Raw genomic sequence first — 17,194 nt, forward strand, 5'->3', positions numbered from 1 at the left:
CCGGCAGAAGATTATCGGGCCCGCGCCCCGTGCGCGGGCCTGCCACGTTATTAATCCGTAAAAAAACTCTATGCTTTCCATCAAGAACCTACAGGCCGAGGTCGAGGGCAAGCCGATCCTGCGCGGCGTCAACCTCGAGATTCCGACCGGCGAAGTACACGCCATCATGGGCCCGAACGGCTCCGGCAAGTCCACGCTGGCCAGCATTCTCGCCGGCCGCGAGGACTACGACATCACCGGCGGCAGCGTCACTTACAAGGGCAAGGATCTGCTCGATCTGGGCGCGGACGAGCGTGCCTGTGAAGGCGTGTTCCTGGGTTTCCAGTACCCGGTCGAAATTCCGGGCGTGTCCAACCTCTACCTGCTGCGCGCGGCCGTGAATGCCCGTCGCAAGTATCACGGCGAGTCCGAGATCGAGGCGATGGAGTTCATGCAGCTGATCAACGAGAAGATCGCGCATGTGGGCATGAGCATGGACATGGCCAAGCGTGGCGTGAACGAGGATTTCTCGGGCGGCGAGAAGAAGCGTAACGAGATCTTCCAGATGCTGGTGCTCGAGCCGAGCCTGTCGATCCTCGACGAGACCGACTCCGGCCTCGACATCGACGCACTCAAGATCGTCGCCGACGGCATCAACCGGTTGCGCTCGCCGGAGCGTTCCACCGTGCTCGTGACCCATTACAAGCGCCTGCTCGAACACTGCGTGCCCGATCGCGTGCATGTGCTCGCCGAAGGCCGCATCGTGCGTTCGGGCGGCCCGGAACTGGCCGACACGCTCGAGGAACAGGGCTACGTCAATCTCGAAACCGATAGCGAAGCAGCCTCCTCATGAACGACATCGCGCCGCTTATCGACCACTATCTGGCCGAATACGCCCGTATCGAGCGCCAGCTGCCGGGCAGCGACGCGAACAAGCGGGCCCGCAAGGCCGATCTGAAAGCCTTCGGCGAAGCCGGCTTCCCGGATACGCGTCAGGAAGAATGGAAATACACCAGCCTGCGCCCGGTGGAAAAGCGTCGCTTCGAGATCAGCGACGAAGTGGGCGACGTTTCCGAAGACGCCCTCGCCCCCTTCCTGCCGGCCGATCTGGACGCCTATCGCATCGTCATCGTCGACGGCCACTTCAGTGCGCGCCTGTCGACGCTGGACGGTCTGCCCGACGGCGTGACCGTGCAGTCCTTCGCCGAGTATCTGGCGAAGGACGACAAAGCCACCGTGAAGGCAGCCGAGATCGCGTCGCAGCCGGGTAGCCTGTCGGACATGAACGCCGCGTTCGCGACCGACGGTGCCTATGTGCATCTCGCCGCGAGTGCTGCCGCCGACAAGCCGATCCACGTGGTCACCGTTTCCAGTGGTGGCCATGACGAGCGCATGTCGCAGGTACGCCATCGCTACGTGATGGAGCCCAGCAGCCAGGCTTCGATTATCGAGCACTACGTCGGCCTGGGCGACAAGCCCTATTTCACCAACGTGGTGACCGAGGCGGTGATGAGCCAGAACGCCCAGCTCACCCGCTGTCGTGTGCAACAGGAGTCCAACCGCGGGTATCACGTGGCCAGCTTCTTCGCCCGTCAGACGCGCGACAGCCGCGTGCTCAACCACGGCTTTGATCTGGGCGGGCGCTTGGCGCGTACCGATACCAATGCCAACCTGATCGAGGAAAACGCGGAGGTCCACTTCTACGGGGTCTATGCGCCGACCGGGCGTCAACATATGGACAACCACACCTGTGTGGACCACGACACCGAACACAGCATGTCCCGCGAGATCTACAAGGGCGTGCTTGCCGATTACGGGCGCGGTGTTTTCAACGGCAAGATTCTGATCCGCAAGGACGCCCAGAAAACCGATTCGGATCTGAGCTGCGACGCACTGCTGCTGTCCGACAAGGCAGAAGTGGATGCCAAGCCGGAGCTCGAGATCTATGCCGACGACGTCGTGGCCGCACACGGCTCGACCGTCGGCCAGCTCGACGAAGACGCCGTGTTCTATCTCAAGAGTCGCGGTGTCGAGGACGAAGGTGCACGAGCGATCCTGACCTACAGCTTCGCGAACGCACTGGTGCAAAAAGTCGGCATCGAGCCCGTCGAGCGCTATGTCGAGGCCGCTCTTCTGGCCAAGCTACCGGGCGGCAAGAGTTACGCGGACCTCGCCTGATCGCAACGCGAGAGAACAATCATGGCCATCGCCGAAGCCGTAAAAAACCTGACCTTTGATCCGGCCCGCTTCCGGGCCGATTTTCCGATCCTGTCGGAGCCGCTGGATCAGGGTGTGCAACTGGCGTATCTCGACAATGCGGCAACCACGCAGAAACCACGGGCCGTGATCGAGGCCAGTGACAACTACTACCGTCACGCCAACGCGAACGTGCATCGCGCCATTCATGCCCTGTCGCAGCGCGCGACCCGGCAGTACGAAGGCGCGCGCGATCGCCTGGTGAACTTCATCAACGCGCGTTCGCGGGCCGAGGTGGTCTACACGCGCGGCACCACGGACGGCATCAATCTGGTGGCCCAGTGTTATGCGCGGCCGCGCCTGCAGGCCGGCGACGAGATCCTGGTCACGGAACTCGAGCACCACTCGAATATCGTGCCGTGGCAGATGGTCGCCGAGCAGACCGGTGCCAAAGTCATCGTCGTCCCCGTTGAGGACGACGGCAGCATCACGCTCGAGGCATTCAAGGCCAAGCTGTCGGATCGCACCGCGATTGCCGCGTTTGCGCATGTCTCGAACGCGCTGGGCACCGTGCTGCCGGTGAACGAGATGGTCGCCGCTGCGCACGATGCCGGCGCGGTGACGCTCATCGACGGCGCCCAGGCCGTGGCTCATATGCCGGTCGACGTGCAGGCCCTGGATGTCGATTTCTATGTCTTCTCCGGGCACAAGCTGTTTGGGCCGACCGGGATCGGCGTGCTCTATGGCAAGGAAGCGCTGCTCGATGCCATGCCGCCGTACCAGGGCGGCGGCGACATGATCGAGACGGTCTCCTTCGAGGGCACGACCTGGAACGAGCTGCCCTACAAGTTCGAGGCCGGCACGCCGAACATCGCGGGCGCTGCTGCTTTCGGCGCCGCAATCGAATATCTCGAAGGTGTGGATCTCGACGCCGTAGCGACTCACGAGCATCGTCTGCTCGAGCGCGCGACCGCCGGCATGTCTGCCATCGATGGCCTGCGCATCATCGGCACCGCACCGGGTAAGGCCGCGACGATTTCTTTCGTCATGGACGGCGTCCACGCCCACGACATCGGCACCCTGCTCGATGAATCCGGCGTGGCGATCCGTACCGGCCACCATTGCGCGATGCCGCTGATGACGCGCTTTGGCGTGCCGGCCACCGCGCGTGCCTCATTCGCGGCCTACAACGACGACAGCGATGTCGACGCATTGATCAAGGGCCTCGAGAGCGTCCAGCGAATCTTCGGCTAGATCAAGTCGGCGATTGGCAGGTCGAGCGCGCCGGCATACGATTCATTTTTCGCAACCGTAGCGAGAGCAAATAATGACGGACTGGGTTGATGTCGCCAAGGACGGCGAACTCAAGGAAGGCCAGTGCCGCGTCGTCGATGTAGACGACGTGATGGTGGCCGTGTTCTATCGCGAAGGCAGCTACTACGCCATCGAGGATATGTGCACCCACGATGGTGGCGAACTGGCCAGTGGCGAAGTCGACGGCGACGAGATCGTCTGCCCGCGCCACGGTGCGCGGTTCTGCATCAAGAATGGGAAGGCCCTCACCCCGCCCGCCTACGAAGACGTCTACAGCTTCCCGGTTCGGGTCGAGGACGGCATGATCCAGGTCTGCGACGACCGTTTCGACTGACCACTGCCCTGGCCGGCCGGCCGAGCCGGAGTTATTGAAAAACCAGCCCTTCGTTCGCCATCAGGCGTCTGATCGAGTCCTTCGGGATGCCACGGGTGAATACCGCGCGGTCCAGCTCGACTCGATCGCTGGCGGGCCCTTCTGCGATGTGTTCGGCCACCAGCGCCTGCACGCGCCGCGCGATCGCCTCGGCCGGATCGAGCCATATTACCGGCCAGGGCGCCAGCCGACGCAAGCTGTCCGCCAGCAACGGATAGTGGGTGCAGGCAAGCACCACCACATCCGTACGCCGACTGCCGTGGGCGACGAAGCAGGGTGATATCTCGCCGAGAATATCGGCATCCGCCACAGTGTCTCCCTGCATATGCGCCTCGGCCAGGCGAGCGAGCAATGGGCTCCCCACACGCTCGACATGGCATTCAACGGCGAATTGATCGATCAGTTCGCGCGTGTAGCGCTGGCTCGCCGTTGCCGGCGTCGAAAGTAGCGCGATGACACCACTTCGGCTGCGTTGCGCCGCCGGCTTGATGGCCGGCACGGTGCCGACGAACGGGGTGTGCGGATAAGCACTGCGTAGATCCGAAAGCGCCAGCGTCGACGCCGTGTTGCAGCCCAATACGACGATGGCCGGTTGGTATCGCGCAAGCAGTTCGGAAAACAGCTCGACCAGGCGCGCGCATAACGTCTGCGCAGGCCAGTCGCCGTAGGGAAACGCGGCGTCATCGGCGACATAGATCACGCGCCGGCCGGGAAGTGCCGCGCGCACAGCGCGTAATACGGTGAGCCCGCCCAACCCCGAATCGAATACAAGAATCGGGCGCTGTGTTTCAGCCACCCTTGGCCGACCTGTGGTGGATCACAATCAGGTTAGCCGTCGTGCGCTCGCGAAAGACGTTGACCGCCAGTCGGTAGACCAGTTGATAGCATGTCCCCGCGTCCAGCATTTCGCCGTGATTGAAACGCATCGCCTCGATGACCGTCGATCCGGCGACCGGTCGAACTTCCAGCTTGAGATGCTTTTCGCCCACGATTCGCTGGGACACGATTTCGAACACACCGTGGAAAAGCGGCTCATCGAAACCCGCACCCCAGGGGCCGTTCGATTCCAGCAATCGCGCCGTGTCGAGTGCCAATTCCTCATCCGCCAGTGCGCCGTCCGTGACGATATCCGGGCTGAGCATGGCCGGCGTGAGCCGCTCGGCGACGACGCTTTCCAGAGCTTTCTCGAATTCGCCGATTGCTTCCGGGCGTAGCGCCAAACCGGCGGCCTGCGCATGGCCGCCGAACTGGGCCATCAGCCCGTCGTGGCGCGCATCGATCGCGGCCAGTACATCGCGGATATGCAGGCCGTTGATAGAACGCGCGGACCCTTTGAGCAGGCCATGCGCGCCCGGCGCAAACGCAATCACCGGCCGGCCATGGCGCTCCCGCAAACGCGACGCGATCAGCCCGACGATGCCTTCGTGCCAGTCGTCGCTGTAGACCACCAATGCAGCGCGTTCGGCCGGGGGTTGATCCAATGCCGCCAGCGCCGTATCGGCCTCTTCCTGCATTCGACGTTGCACACTCTGACGCTGACGGTTAATTGCCGACAGCTCGCTCGCGAGTGTTCGAGCGCTGGCACCATCGGTGGCGCGCAGGCAGGCAATCCCGATACTCATATCCTCAAGCCGCCCCGCCGCATTCAGGCGCGGGCCGACCGCAAAGCCGATATCCGCGGCGTTCAGACGAGTCGCATCACGCCCGGCCACCTCGATGAGGGCGGCGATGCCCGGACGGGCCAGGCCGCGCCGAATTCGCCGCAGACCTTGGCTGACCAGCGTGCGGTTGAGGTGATCAAGCGCTACGACGTCGGCTACGGTGCCTACCGCGACAAGATCCAGATAATCGCTCATCCGGGGCAAGGCGCGATTCGGATCGCGTTCAGCCAGGCGTGCACGCAGCGCCGCCATAAGATAGAACGCCACGCCCACGCCCGCCAGCGTCTTGCCGGCAAACGCACAGCCGGGCTGATTCGGGTTCACGATCGCCTCGGCCGCCGGGAGCGTATCGCCGGGCAGATGATGATCACAGACCAGTACCTGCCAGCCCGCCGCGTGGGCCGCCTCGACCCCGCTGACACTGGCGATACCGTTGTCCACGGTGACGATCAGATCGCCTGTATCACCGTGCCCTACGGCTTCGACCACTGCCGGCGACAGGCCATAGCCGTGGCGGGCCCGATGCGGCACGAAATGGTCGACACGGCCCGCGCCCATGGCTTCGAGCACGTCGCAGACCAAAGCCGTACTCGTGGCGCCGTCCGCATCGAAATCGCCGACCACGAGAATACGGTGGCCGGAAATGAGCGCCGTTTCGAGCAGGTCGCAGGCGGTGTCGATGCCGTGCAGATCGCGATAATGCGGCAGGCGTGCGAGCGAGTATTCGAGCTCATCTGCATCGGTGACGCCACGCCCGGCATAGAGACGTTGCAGTAGCGGCGATGCCAGCTCGGCGAGTCCGGCCTGTACGGCCGCATCGCGCTCGACAATTCTTGGCAGCGCGGCTTCATCGCGACTCATGGCGACCTTCGAACCAGGGAAAGTGAACGGCCGCGCCGTCACCCGACGCGGCGGTAGCGGCTCAGTGGCGGTGTTCGGCCACGTATCGCTGAACCGCTGCGAGCTCCGCGGGCAGCACGTCGTAACGCTCTTCGCGCGTCATCAGATCGTGCATATTCTCCGGCAGCGGCGCGCCCTCGAAGCCGGCTTTAACAACCGCGTCCTCGAACTTGGCCGGGTGCGCGGTGGCGAGCGTGATCATCGGCGTCGTGGCATCCGAACGCGCGCGCTGGGCAGCGCGATAGCCCGTCGCGGTATGCGGGTCGAGCAGTTCGCCGGTATGTTCGAACGCCTCGCGGATGACTTCGATGATCGTATCGTCGTCCACGCTGTGACTGCCGAAAAGCGCGCGCAGACCGGCCAGCGGCGCGTCGTGCAGTGCCGTGGGCGACTGCTGGAATCGCTCGAGCAGATCTGCGACAGCCTGCCCGTCCCGATCGTAGGCCTCGAACAAGAGGCGTTCGAAGTTTGAAGACACGACGATGTCCATCGACGGCGCCAGCGTGGCCTTGAGCGCCTGCTTGGAGAAGTCGTTGTCGGCCAGCGTGCGGTGCAGGATGTCGTTGGCATTGGTCGCGATCACGAACTGCTTGACCGGCAGCCCCATGCGCTTGGCCATGTAACCGGCGAACAGGTTGCCGAAGTTCGCCGACGGCACGGTGAAGCTGACTTCCCGATGCGGCGCACCGAGTGCCACTGCAGACGCCACGTAGTAGACGATCTGAGCCATGATGCGGGCCCAGTTGATCGAGTTCACGGCGATCAGCTGCGTACCCTGCAGAAAGCCTTGATCCGCAAAACTGGCCTTGACCATGGCCTGGGCATCGTCGAAATTGCCTTCGATGGCGATGTTATGGACGTTGTCGTCCAGCACCGTGGTCATCTGTCGGCGCTGCACCGCCGAGACGCGCTCGTGCGGATGCAGGATGAAGATGTCCAGATTATTGCAGTGGCGACAGCCTTCGATCGCGGCCGAACCGGTATCGCCAGACGTCGCGCCCATGATCACGCCCTTCTGATCCCGCTTGGCGAGGAAGTGATCGAGCAGGCGCCCGAGCAGCTGCAGGGCCACGTCCTTGAACGCCAGCGTCGGACCGTGGAACAGCTCCAGCAGATGATGGTTGCTGTCGAGCTGCTTGAGCGGCACGACGGCATCGTGCTTGAAGGTGGCATAGGAGGCATCGACGATCGAGCGGAACGTCGCATCGTCGATCTCGCCGCCCACGAAAGGCTTCATCACCCGGAATGCGATCTCGGTGTACGGCAGCCCTGCCATTTCCGCCAGTTCATCATGCGAGAACTGCGGAATGGTCTCGGGCACGTACAGCCCGCCGTCGCTGGCCATGCCGGTAAGCACGACCTCTTCGAAATTCAGTGCGGGCGCGCTGCCCCGGGTGCTGATGTATCGCATCAGATGCCTGGCCGTCCTCTAGTCTTCGAACTGGGCGACGCGCATATGGACGATGCCGTCGCGGGTATAGGGCAACGAACGGATATGGTCGAGAACCTTCATGAGCTGGCTCTCGCGCGCTTCCTTGGTGACGATCATCACGCGGGCATCGTCTTCCGCGGTGGGCGGGTCCTTCTGCAGAATCGCCTCGATACCGATCTTCTGGTCGGCCAATGCGCGGGTGATCTCGGCCATCACGCCGATCTGATCGGCGACCTGGACACGGAAATAGTGACCGCAGATGAAATCCTCAGGGCCGAGCACCGTCTCGTTGGTGATCGCGTCGGGCTGGAACGCCAGATGCGGCACGCGTCCCTTCGGATCGATACTCATGATGCGCACGGTATCGATCAGATCCGCGACAACCGAAGAGGCCGTCGGCCCGGCACCTGCGCCGGCGCCGTAATAGACCGTCGGCCCGACCGCGTCGCCATAGACCATGATGGCGTTCTTCTCGCCTTCCACGTTGGCCAGCAGTGCCTTTTGCGACACCAGCGTCGGGTGCACGCGCAGCTCCACGCCAGTGTCCTGGCGGCGCGCGATGCCCAGATGCTTGATCCGGTAACCCAGTTCGGCGCAGTACTCGATATCGACACTGTCGATATCGCGGATGCCCTGGGTGAAGATCTTGTCGAACGACAGCGGGATGCCGAAGGCGATGGCGCCGATGATCGCCAGCTTGTGGGCCGCGTCGATGCCTTCCACGTCGAAAGTCGGGTCGGCCTCGGCAAAACCGAGACGCTGGGCGTCGGCGAGCGCGTCCTCGAAGCTCTGATCCTCGAACATCATCTGGCTGAGGATGAAATTCCCGGTGCCATTGATGATGCCGGCGACCCACTCGATATGGTTCGCCGCGAGGCTCTCGCGCATGGCCTTGATGATGGGAATGCCACCAGCCACCGCCGCCTCGAAGGAGACCACCACGCCAGCCTCGTCGGCCGCGGCGAAGATCTCGTTGCCGTGCAGCGCGATCAAGTGCTTGTTGGCGGTGACGACATGCTTGCCGTTGGCGATTGCTGCCATGACCAGGTCATAGGCCTCGGTATCGCCGCCGATCAGCTCGAGCACCACGTGGATATCGGGATCGGTGACGATTGCGTTGCAATCCGTGCCGATATCGATACCGGCGACATCGCACTCACGCGCCTTGTCCGGATTGCGCACCGCAGCGCGGGTGACGCGAATCTCGCGGCCGGCGCGGCGCGTGATCTCCACGCCGTTGCGTTCGAGCAGATTGACGGCACCGGCACCCACAGTGCCGAGCCCGAGAAGTCCCACGTTGACCGGTTGCACTTGCGTCTCCTTGTTGAGTTCTCGTGCGCGACGCGCCCTTTCCCGTCCCTTTTCGTACCGCAGGACGGGCCCGGATTGTCGCTTGCTACAGGCTGTCGATCAGCCCGTCGCGTTTGAACATGCGCCTGATGTTGCGCAGCGCCTGACGCGTACGCTGCTCGTTCTCGATCAGCCCAAAACGAACATGGGTATCACCGTACTCGCCAAAGCCGATCCCCGGCGATACCGCAACGTCGGCATCGGCCAGCAGCTTCTTGGTGAACTCGAGCGAGCCCATCTCCAGATACGGTGCCGGAATCGGCGCCCAGACGAACATCGTCGCCTTGGGGCGGTCGACCAGCCAGCCGATATCGTTGAGTCCGTCGCAGAGCACATCGCGACGCTTCTGATACATGTCGCGAATCTCGGTCACGCATTCCTGCGGGCCGTTCAGCGCGGCAATGGCCGCGACCTGAACCGGCGTGAACATGCCGTAGTCGAGATACGACTTCATGCGAGCGAGCGCCGCGATCAGTGTCGGGTTGCCGCACATGAAACCAACACGCCAGCCCGGCATGTTGTAGCTTTTGGACAAGGTGAAGCACTCGACCGCCACGTCCTTCGCGCCCGGCACCTGAAGGATCGACGGCGCTTCGTAGCCGTCGAAGCACAGATCCGCATAAGCCAGATCCTGCACGATCCAGAGATCGTATTCGCGGGCCATCTCGACGCAGCGCTCGAAGAATTCCAGCTCGACGCACTGCGTGGTCGGGTTGCCCGGGAAATTGAGCAGCATCATCTTCGGACGCGGCCAGGATTCTTTGATGGCCTTTTCCAGTTCGGCGAAGAAATCCGTGTCCGGCATCATCCGCACGTGGCGCACGTCGGCGCCGGCGATTACCGCGCCGTAGGGGTGGATCGGATAGGCCGGGTTCGGCACCAGTACCTGATCACCGTGCTCGAGGATGGCGAGCATGAGATGGGCCAGGCCCTCTTTCGAACCCATCGTGACAATGGACTCGGTGTCCGGCTCCAGATCGACGTCGAAACGCCGCTTGTACCAGTCACAGATCGCCAGTCGCAGGCGCGGCACGCCCTTCGACACCGAATAGCGGTGCGTGTCCGGACGCTGGGCCGCGTCCACGAGCTTGTTGACGATGTGCTCGGGCGTGGGCTGATCCGGATTGCCCATGCCGAAATCGATAATGTCCTCGCCCCGCGCTCGCGCTTCCTGCTTGAGGTCGTTGATAATCGCGAACACATACGGTGGCAGGCGATTGATACGCGCGAATTCGGATTTGGGCGTGGGATTTGACATGGTCGATCGGCTTGAAGAGTCGCGGGCGACTCGGTGGGTCAGCGGACACAAAAGCAAGCGCCGCAGTTTGCCAGAATAGCGACAGTGCAGCTACACGGTTCACGGGGCTACACTCATTGCGGCGCATGCGTACATGCCGCCGGCCATCGTGAGGCGGCGCGTGATAGCGCGACTGGGTCAAGTACAGCCGTGCCCGGACGATGGATCGCCTTCGCTATCGAGCTACAGCTGGACGGGCAGCCAAGTCACGGCGCCCCTTGTCCGCGGTGCGTTCATCGCCGGCACGGCGCCGCCCTATTGCTCCGGGAGCAGCGTGACCGGATCGATTGGACTGCCGTCGCGACGAATCTCGAAATGCAGCATCGGCGTGTTCTGCGGGCCCAGGCCCATATCCGCGATGCGCGTGCCGACCGCCACGTCCTCGCCCTGTGTCACACGGGTGTTGCGGGTGAACCCGTAGGCCGACAGATACTCTTCGTCATGCTTGATGATGATGAGCTTGCCGTAACCCTTCAGGCCGGTGCCGTGATAGACGACGCGGCCGCTTGAGGCGGCATAGACGGGTGAACCTTCACGACCGCCGATATCAATGCCCTGGCGGGCGCGCTGCGCGGCATAGCTTCGCAGGATCGAGCCACTGGCCGGCCATTGCCAACCGTCTTCGCTCGGGCCACCGGTCGAAGTCGGCCGGACCGGTGCCTGCTCACTGGCCTGATTGATCTGGGCGTCGGTCGCAACGTCTTCCTCGGGCACGGGTTCCGGCTCGCGCCGCGGCGCCGGTTGGGGCGTTGTCGGCCGCCCGGTGTCCGGTGTATCGACGTGTTCGATGGTGCGTGTGAGCTGCGGAGTCGATGCACGGATCGCGGCCTCCTGTGCCGCACGCGAATCCTGCGGGGCGCGCGCCACGCGCGGTTGGCGTGCCGCCGGCGGTGCAGGCGCACGGCGAGCCGTCGATGAGGGATAGTCGAGCGGCGGGTACGGGTCCAGCGACAGCCGCTGGCCGACCTCGATCCGGTACGGCGGCCCGATCTGGTTCCAGCGCGCGAGATCCCGCCAGTTCAACCCGTAGGTGGCCGCGATACGCGATAGCGTGTCGCCACGCTCGACCGTATACACGTCGGGACGCATGGCGCCGCGCAGCGAACAGCCGGCAACGACCATAGCGACGAGAACTATGATGCCGAGGCGCTTCATCGCAGTTGCAGCACGGCGATCACGATAACGATTACGGCGACGATGGCCCATCCTATCCAGTCGATATATTTGAGCAGACGCTGCTCGAAAACGGGACCCAGCCAGCGTACCAGCCCTGCGACCAGAAAAAAGCGCGCGCCGCGACCGACCGCCGAGCCCACGAGGAACGGCAGGAACGGCATCGCCACCGCGCCCGCAGCGACAGTGAATATCTTGTACGGAATGGGCGAAAAGCCCGCGAGCAAGATTGCCCAGAAGCCATAGACCTCGAACCAGTCGCGCGCGGTCTCATAGGCATGAACATAGCCCAGATCCTTCAGCCACGGCAGCAGCGCTTCCAGAAACACGGCGCCAATCAGATAGCCGAGAACGCCACCCGCGATTGACGCGAGCGTGCAAATCGTCGCGAACCACCAGGCCCGCTGCGGGCGCGCCAGCGCCATCGGCGCGAGCATGACATCCGGCGGGATCGGGAAAAACGAAGATTCCGAGAACGCAAGCAGCCCGAGTATCGAAGGCGCGCGGCGATGGCCGGAGGCGCGGACCACGGCCTCGTAGAGACGACGAAACATCAGCGCCGCCCCTATCGTCTTACGCTCGGCAGAATGCCGCGGCTGATCAACGCAACGAGATACGTCGCCGTCATGACGTTCGCTCATCTGCGCGTTGCTCGATGAGCGGGACAAAGCTCACCGCATCGAGTGTCTGCTCGACAAAGCTGCTGCCCTCACGATGAATGACCATGAGACGCTGGTCGCCGCTCGGCCCGACCGGCACGATCATGCGGCCGCCATCGGCGATCTGCTCGTAGAGCGACGTGGGCAGCTTTTCGGCGCCGGCCGTTACGAGAATCGCATCGAACGGGCCGTAATCCGGCAGGCCCAGTACGCCATCGCGCGCCAAGCGCGCGCGAACCTGGCGATAACCGAGCTCGGCGAAACGCTTGCGGGCGCGCTCGTAGAGCGGCTTGATGCGCTCGACCGTATAGATCGAGGGCAGGATTTCGGCCAGCACCGCGGCCTGATACCCGCTGCCGGTGCCGATCTCCAGCACGCTTTCCGGCAGGCCGTCTGCGATCAGCAAGCTCGTCATCTGCGCCACGATATAGGGCTGCGAGATGGTCTGGCCGTAGCCGATCGGCAGCGCGGTGTCGTCATAGGCGCGGCTGGTCATGGCCTCGTCGACAAACTGGTGCCGCTGCACCTTCTCGATCGCCGCGAGCACGGTCTCGTCTTCGACACCCAGGCTGCGCAGGCGCTCCACGAGTCGCGCGCGGCTACGTGCAGACGCCATGCCGAAACCCCGGACATGGGGATGCTTCTCCTGCGCGTTCACAGCCTTTGGACCCATTCGCCCACGCTCGAAACAGCGTTGTGTTGCGTCAGGTCGATCTGGATCGGGGTGATCGAGACCTTGCCCTGCGCCACGGCATGAAAATCGGTGCCCGGGCCCGCATCCGCTTCGCCGCCGGCGCGCCCGATCCAGAAGATCGGCCGGCCACGCGGGTCGCTGTCCTCGATCAGCCGTTCGGCACGGTGGCGATTACCCAGGCGGGTCGCCGCGAAGCCGTCGAGCTCTTCAAAGGCCAGATCCGGCACGTTCACATTGAGGATCGTGTCGTTGGGTAGCGGATGATCGATCAGCAGCCGAACGACCGATACGGCAACCCGGGCCGCAGTGTCGAAGTGGCGTGGATTCTCGCCCATCAGCGAGATCGCGACCGCAGGCAGCCCCAGCGAGCGGCCTTCGGTCGCCGCTGCGACGGTGCCCGAATACAGCACATCGTCGCCAAGGTTTGCGCCATGATTGATGCCGGACACCACCATGTCGGCGTCCTGCTCGAACAGGCCGGTGGTCGCCAGGTGCACGCAATCCGTCGGCGTGCCGTCGACCGAATACAGGCCTTCGGCCACGCGGTTGACGCGCAACGGCCGCTCCAGCGTCAGCGAGTTGCTCGCGCCGCTTCGGTTGCGGTCGGGCGCGACCGTCACAAGATCGTCGGAGATTTCGGCCAGGGCAGCGCGCAGAGCCGTCAGGCCGGGCGCGTGACATCCGTCATCATTACTCAGCAGTAATCGCATGCAAGGGCTTTGAAAAATTGCGTGGAAACCGGCACGTGCAAGCACGCCGCAGGCTCGCTAGCATAGCCTATCTTTGCGGTTTCCTGCTTGGTTGAAATCACATTGTGAGCGAACGTTCCGACAACCCGGGCAAGACAAAGCGTAACGACGCCGTGCCCATCGATGCCGACGACAGCGCGCTGTTTCGCGATGCAGTCGGACCGGTCGCGAAAGTCGCCAAGGGCAAGCGTCGCGCGCCCTGGCGGCGTATGCCCTCGCCGCGCCCCGCAATGCGTGAAGCCGACGAACAGGCCGTGATCGGCGAGCTGCTCGATACGCCGCCGCCCTATGACATCGAAACCGGCGATGACCTGTTCCACCGTCGTGAAGGCGTGCAGCTTTCGGTGATGCGCAAACTACGGCGCGGCCAGTACCGTTGCCAGGCCGAGATCGACCTCCACGGCATGATTGTCGATGTGGCCCGACAATGCCTGGCGGTGTTTTTACGCGAAGCCCTCGACCGCGACTACCGCTGCGTTCGTGTCGTACACGGCAAGGGGCTGCGTTCGGGTAATCGCGGGCCTGTGCTCAAGATCAAGGTCGCCGGCTGGCTGCGCCAGCGCGATGAGGTGCTTGCCTACTGCTCGGCCCGCGAAACGGACGGCGGCACGGGCGCCGTATACGTGCTGCTGCGCCGCGGCTGAGCGCGTACGCCGCCGTTAGTCAGTCTCGTCCTGGATTTCGCCGGCTTCGCGGGCGATCGCCAGCTCCCGCAGCACGCTGGTGGCGAACGCGCCCGGCGCCAGCGAGAACGACAGTTGCAGGCAGTCCTCGGCTTCGAACTGCCAGGTTAGATCCGGAATAGTCAGCCGCAGCGCACGGCGTGCGGCGTCGACGCCGGTCCTTTCGAGGCCCGCCACCAGATCCGGATACGCCGCGAGTACGCCCGTCTCGAGTTCGCTGGCGGCCGACGACACGACATCGTTGCCACCGCGTCCCGGCATGGGCCCGCTCGGGTGGATGTCGAAGGCTTCCAGACGCTGTTGCAGTTCGTCAGCAGACTGCGTTGTGCCGTCGAGCGCAAACAGGCTGTGGCTGCCGTCGAGCATCACCGCTTCGCCCGCGACCAGCTGATTCCAGCTCCCGTCGCGTACACGCGCATCGAGCACGGCATTGAACAGGAGTGAACGCGCCGCCGACAGGGCGAACCCGCGTCGATTACGCGATAGGCGTTTGCCTTCAAACAGCGCGCGCGACAAGCCGAGATTGCGCCCACCACGGCCGAAGCGTTGCGCACCGAAATAATTCGGCACGCCCTGATCGCGGATACGAATCAGGTCCTGCTCGATGGTGGCCGGATCGCCGTGCAGATCGCGCAGACGCAACACGAAGCGATTGCCGCGATGGGCGCCCCGCTTGAGCTTGCGATCATGCCGGCGCATCTCGAGGATCGTAATGCCCTGGATATTCTCCAGCGCGGGCAACTCGCTGGCGATCGGCCACGCCAGTGATATCCACTGGCGGGTCACCGCGATCCGATCCTTCATGCCGGCAAAGCCGATCTGGCGCGGATGCACGCCGGCCGCTCGCGAGAGCGCCTGGACGGCATCCTGCGTGGTCAGATTCGTCTTCTCGATATGGCACCACAGGTGCTCGCCGCTACCACTCAGTTCAATGGCGCAGTCTTCATCGACAAAGAAATCCGCAGGTTCCTGGCGGATGACCGCATGCGCTTCGGGTGGATTGCCGCGCGCGTAGGCCAACGCGGCGACGTCGACAGCGTCGCCCTCAAGCAAGGGCATTCAGCGTGCGGCCTGGTGGTTACCGTCGACGGTGCCGGGCGGCGCGATGGTGAGAAAGAAACTCTCGTCGCGCCGGATCATGCCCATATCGGAACGGGCCCGGCCCTCGGTCGCGCTTTCGCCCGACTTGAGGTCGTCGACTTCTGCCTGCAAGGCGTTATTACGCGCGAGGCGTTGTTCGTTCGCCTCGTGCAGCTCCTGCTTCATCTCACTCAGGCGGTGGACTTCCGCCCAGCCGCCGTCGGCGATCCACAGACGATACTGCAGACCGGCGAGCACGACCACGAGCGCAATGAGCACGATGCGATACATGCGGCGATTGTAGCGCGCCCGCGGGCGCTGTCCAGCACGGGCGAGATCCGCGCTCAGCGCCATGCTAGAAACCGACCTTGAACGCGTTCCGGCCCGGGTAGACTGCCCGGGTGCCGAGTTCGGCTTCGATCATCAGCAGGCGGTTGTATTTCGCGATGCGATCCGAGCGCGACAGCGAGCCAGTTTTGATCTGGGTCGCCGAGGTGGCGACCGACAGATCCGCAATCGTGGAGTCCTCGGTTTCGCCGGAGCGATGCGATACCACGGCGGTGTAATCTGCCCGCGTGGCGACATCGATTGCGCGAAGCGTTTCCGTGAGCGTGCCGATCTGATTCGGTTTGATCAGAATCGAGTTGGCGATGCCCTCCTCGATACCCTTCTGCAGGATGCGCGTGTTGGTCACAAACAGATCATCGCCCACGAGCTGGACATGGTCGCCAAGACGCTCGGTAAGCAGCGCCCAGCCGTCCCAGTCGTCTTCGGACATGCCGTCCTCGATGGTGAGGATCGGGTACTTGTCGACCAGATCGGCGAGATAGTCGACGAAACCGGCGGCATCGTATTCCGCGTTCTCGGAAGACAGCTTGTAGCGGCCGTTCTCGCAGAACTCGGTGCTCGCGGCATCCAGACCCAGCCAGACGTTCTCGCCCGGCTTGTAACCGGCGCGCTCGATGGCTTGGACGAGCGTATCCAGCGCGGCCGCGTTGGACGGCAGGTTCGGCGCGAAGCCGCCCTCGTCCCCGACTGCCGTGGAAAGGCCCTGCTCGCTCAGCAGCTTCTTGAGATGCTGGAAAATCTCGGCGCCGCAACGCATGGCTTCTGCGAAGGTGGACATGCCGGCCGGCACGATCATGAATTCCTGGATGTCGACGTTGTTGTCGGCATGCGCGCCGCCGTTGATGACGTTCATCATCGGCACCGGCAGGTTCACGGCATCGTCGTGACCTAGGAAGTCATACAGGCCTTTCTTCGTATCGTTCGCAGCCGCGTGCGCGTTGGCGAGCGACACGCCGAGCAGCGCGTTCGCGCCCAGGCGGCCCTTGTTCTCCGTGCCGTCCAATTCGATGAGCGCCTTGTCGAGGCCGGCCTGATCGTCGGCTTCGAAGCCCTTGAGCTTCTTGGCGATTTCGCCATTGACGCTGGCCACGGCACGGGTCACGCCCTTGCCGAGGAAGCGATCCGCATCGCCGTCACGCAGCTCCACAGCCTCGAGGCTGCCGGTCGAGGCGCCCGAGGGCACCATCGCGACACCGACGGCACCGGTTTCCAGCGTGACGCGGGCCGCCACGGTGGGATTGCCGCGAGAATCGATTACCTGATAGCCACGAATTTGCTTGATCTTCGACATAGGAATACTGCTTTT

17 protein-coding genes are annotated in these 17,194 nt (G+C 63.9%); 5 read left to right on the plus strand and 12 right to left on the minus strand.

The window, feature by feature from the left end:
- Positions 1 to 70: 70 nt before the first annotated feature.
- From sufC to SADO_RS14010, 4 genes are all read left to right on the plus strand, one after another.
- Positions 71 to 832, plus strand: a complete 762-nt coding sequence (gene sufC / locus SADO_RS13995; RefSeq protein ID WP_353112441.1) for a Fe-S cluster assembly ATPase SufC — start codon at positions 71 to 73, stop codon at positions 830 to 832.
- The gene (gene sufD, locus SADO_RS14000) at positions 829 to 2,157 is read left to right on the plus strand and encodes a Fe-S cluster assembly protein SufD (protein ID WP_353112443.1); all 1,329 of its coding nucleotides are present in this window, start codon (positions 829 to 831) and stop codon (positions 2,155 to 2,157) included. The genes sufC and sufD overlap by 4 nt, the downstream gene beginning before the upstream one ends.
- 21 nt (positions 2,158 to 2,178) lie before the next feature.
- Positions 2,179 to 3,429 carry a cysteine desulfurase gene (locus SADO_RS14005; RefSeq protein WP_353112445.1) on the plus strand — a complete coding sequence of 417 codons (1,251 nt, stop codon included), beginning with the start codon at positions 2,179 to 2,181 and terminating at the stop codon, positions 3,427 to 3,429.
- 73 nt (positions 3,430 to 3,502) lie between these two features.
- Positions 3,503 to 3,823 carry a non-heme iron oxygenase ferredoxin subunit gene (locus tag SADO_RS14010; RefSeq protein WP_353112447.1) on the plus strand — a complete coding sequence of 107 codons (321 nt, stop codon included), beginning with the start codon at positions 3,503 to 3,505 and terminating at the stop codon, positions 3,821 to 3,823.
- A 31-nt stretch (positions 3,824 to 3,854) separates the two neighbouring features.
- Here SADO_RS14010 and murI read toward each other — a convergent pair whose 3' ends face one another.
- From murI to surE, 9 genes are all read right to left on the minus strand, one after another.
- Positions 3,855 to 4,658, minus strand: a complete 804-nt coding sequence (murI, locus tag SADO_RS14015; RefSeq protein ID WP_353112449.1) for a glutamate racemase — start codon at positions 4,656 to 4,658, stop codon at positions 3,855 to 3,857.
- On the minus strand, positions 4,651 to 6,384 hold the full coding sequence (recJ, locus tag SADO_RS14020; RefSeq protein WP_353112451.1) for a single-stranded-DNA-specific exonuclease RecJ: 1,734 nt from the start codon (positions 6,382 to 6,384) through the stop codon (positions 4,651 to 4,653). Before recJ ends, murI begins: the two co-directional genes overlap by 8 nt.
- A 61-nt stretch (positions 6,385 to 6,445) precedes the next feature.
- Entirely contained in the window at positions 6,446 to 7,834 is a 1,389-nt protein-coding gene (thrC, locus tag SADO_RS14025) for a threonine synthase (protein WP_353112453.1), read from the minus strand.
- Between the two features lie 18 nt (positions 7,835 to 7,852).
- Positions 7,853 to 9,166, minus strand: a complete 1,314-nt coding sequence (locus SADO_RS14030; protein WP_353112455.1) for a homoserine dehydrogenase — start codon at positions 9,164 to 9,166, stop codon at positions 7,853 to 7,855.
- An 85-nt stretch (positions 9,167 to 9,251) separates the two neighbouring features.
- Positions 9,252 to 10,463: an alanine transaminase gene (gene alaC / locus SADO_RS14035; protein ID WP_353112457.1), complete on the minus strand. Its 1,212-nt coding sequence runs from the start codon at positions 10,461 to 10,463 to the stop codon at positions 9,252 to 9,254.
- Between the two features lie 294 nt (positions 10,464 to 10,757).
- Complete coding sequence (locus SADO_RS14040) at positions 10,758 to 11,591, minus strand: peptidoglycan DD-metalloendopeptidase family protein (protein WP_353112459.1); 834 nt, start codon at positions 11,589 to 11,591, stop codon at positions 10,758 to 10,760.
- Positions 11,592 to 11,653: 62 nt separating this feature from the next.
- On the minus strand, positions 11,654 to 12,229 hold the full coding sequence (locus SADO_RS14045; protein WP_353112461.1) for a YqaA family protein: 576 nt from the start codon (positions 12,227 to 12,229) through the stop codon (positions 11,654 to 11,656).
- Positions 12,230 to 12,299: 70 nt separating this feature from the next.
- A complete protein-coding gene (locus SADO_RS14050; protein WP_353112463.1) occupies positions 12,300 to 13,007 on the minus strand; it encodes a protein-L-isoaspartate(D-aspartate) O-methyltransferase in 708 nt (235 codons plus the stop codon).
- Positions 12,989 to 13,738 carry a 5'/3'-nucleotidase SurE gene (gene surE / locus SADO_RS14055; RefSeq protein ID WP_353112465.1) on the minus strand — a complete coding sequence of 250 codons (750 nt, stop codon included), beginning with the start codon at positions 13,736 to 13,738 and terminating at the stop codon, positions 12,989 to 12,991. The genes SADO_RS14050 and surE overlap by 19 nt, the downstream gene beginning before the upstream one ends.
- 104 nt (positions 13,739 to 13,842) lie before the next feature.
- Between surE and SADO_RS14060 the strand changes: the two genes are divergently transcribed.
- Positions 13,843 to 14,421, plus strand: coding sequence for a Smr/MutS family protein (locus tag SADO_RS14060; RefSeq protein WP_353112467.1), 579 nt, complete (start codon positions 13,843 to 13,845; stop codon positions 14,419 to 14,421).
- Between the two features lie 15 nt (positions 14,422 to 14,436).
- Here the strand turns inward: SADO_RS14060 and truD are convergent, their stop codons facing one another.
- The 3 genes from truD to eno are packed head-to-tail and all read right to left on the minus strand — an operon-like array spanning position 14,437 to position 17,179.
- A complete protein-coding gene (gene truD, locus SADO_RS14065) occupies positions 14,437 to 15,519 on the minus strand; it encodes a tRNA pseudouridine(13) synthase TruD (protein WP_353112469.1) in 1,083 nt (360 codons plus the stop codon).
- On the minus strand, positions 15,520 to 15,894 hold the full coding sequence (locus SADO_RS14070) for a septum formation initiator family protein (protein ID WP_353112471.1): 375 nt from the start codon (positions 15,892 to 15,894) through the stop codon (positions 15,520 to 15,522).
- A 1-nt stretch (position 15,895) separates the two neighbouring features.
- Entirely contained in the window at positions 15,896 to 17,179 is a 1,284-nt protein-coding gene (gene eno, locus SADO_RS14075; RefSeq protein WP_353112473.1) for a phosphopyruvate hydratase, read from the minus strand.
- Positions 17,180 to 17,194 lie beyond the last annotated feature (15 nt).

It is taken from the genome of Salinisphaera dokdonensis CL-ES53 (assembly GCF_040361215.1).
Lineage (GTDB): Bacteria > Pseudomonadota > Gammaproteobacteria > Nevskiales > Salinisphaeraceae > Salinisphaera > Salinisphaera dokdonensis.

Excerpts from the sequence above, each read along its gene's own strand:
- SADO_RS14070 (WP_353112471.1), bottom strand. The coding sequence starts at position 15,894 with ATGGCGCTGAGCGCGGATCTCGCCCGTGCTGGACAGCGCCCGCGGGCG.
- SADO_RS14005 (WP_353112445.1), top strand. The coding sequence starts at position 2,179 with ATGGCCATCGCCGAAGCCGTAAAAAACCTGACCTTTGATCCGGCCCGC.
- alaC (WP_353112457.1), bottom strand. The coding sequence starts at position 10,463 with ATGTCAAATCCCACGCCCAAATCCGAATTCGCGCGTATCAATCGCCTG.
- sufC (WP_353112441.1), top strand. The coding sequence starts at position 71 with ATGCTTTCCATCAAGAACCTACAGGCCGAGGTCGAGGGCAAGCCGATC.
- eno (WP_353112473.1), bottom strand. The coding sequence starts at position 17,179 with ATGTCGAAGATCAAGCAAATTCGTGGCTATCAGGTAATCGATTCTCGC.
- SADO_RS14050 (WP_353112463.1), bottom strand. The coding sequence starts at position 13,007 with ATGGGTCCAAAGGCTGTGAACGCGCAGGAGAAGCATCCCCATGTCCGG.
- SADO_RS14045 (WP_353112461.1), bottom strand. The coding sequence starts at position 12,229 with ATGTTTCGTCGTCTCTACGAGGCCGTGGTCCGCGCCTCCGGCCATCGC.
- surE (WP_353112465.1), bottom strand. The coding sequence starts at position 13,738 with ATGCGATTACTGCTGAGTAATGATGACGGATGTCACGCGCCCGGCCTG.
- truD (WP_353112469.1), bottom strand. The coding sequence starts at position 15,519 with ATGCCCTTGCTTGAGGGCGACGCTGTCGACGTCGCCGCGTTGGCCTAC.
- SADO_RS14040 (WP_353112459.1), bottom strand. The coding sequence starts at position 11,591 with ATGCGTCCCGACGTGTATACGGTCGAGCGTGGCGACACGCTATCGCGT.
- SADO_RS14010 (WP_353112447.1), top strand. The coding sequence starts at position 3,503 with ATGACGGACTGGGTTGATGTCGCCAAGGACGGCGAACTCAAGGAAGGC.
- thrC (WP_353112453.1), bottom strand. The coding sequence starts at position 7,834 with ATGCGATACATCAGCACCCGGGGCAGCGCGCCCGCACTGAATTTCGAA.
- recJ (WP_353112451.1), bottom strand. The coding sequence starts at position 6,384 with ATGAGTCGCGATGAAGCCGCGCTGCCAAGAATTGTCGAGCGCGATGCG.
- sufD (WP_353112443.1), top strand. The coding sequence starts at position 829 with ATGAACGACATCGCGCCGCTTATCGACCACTATCTGGCCGAATACGCC.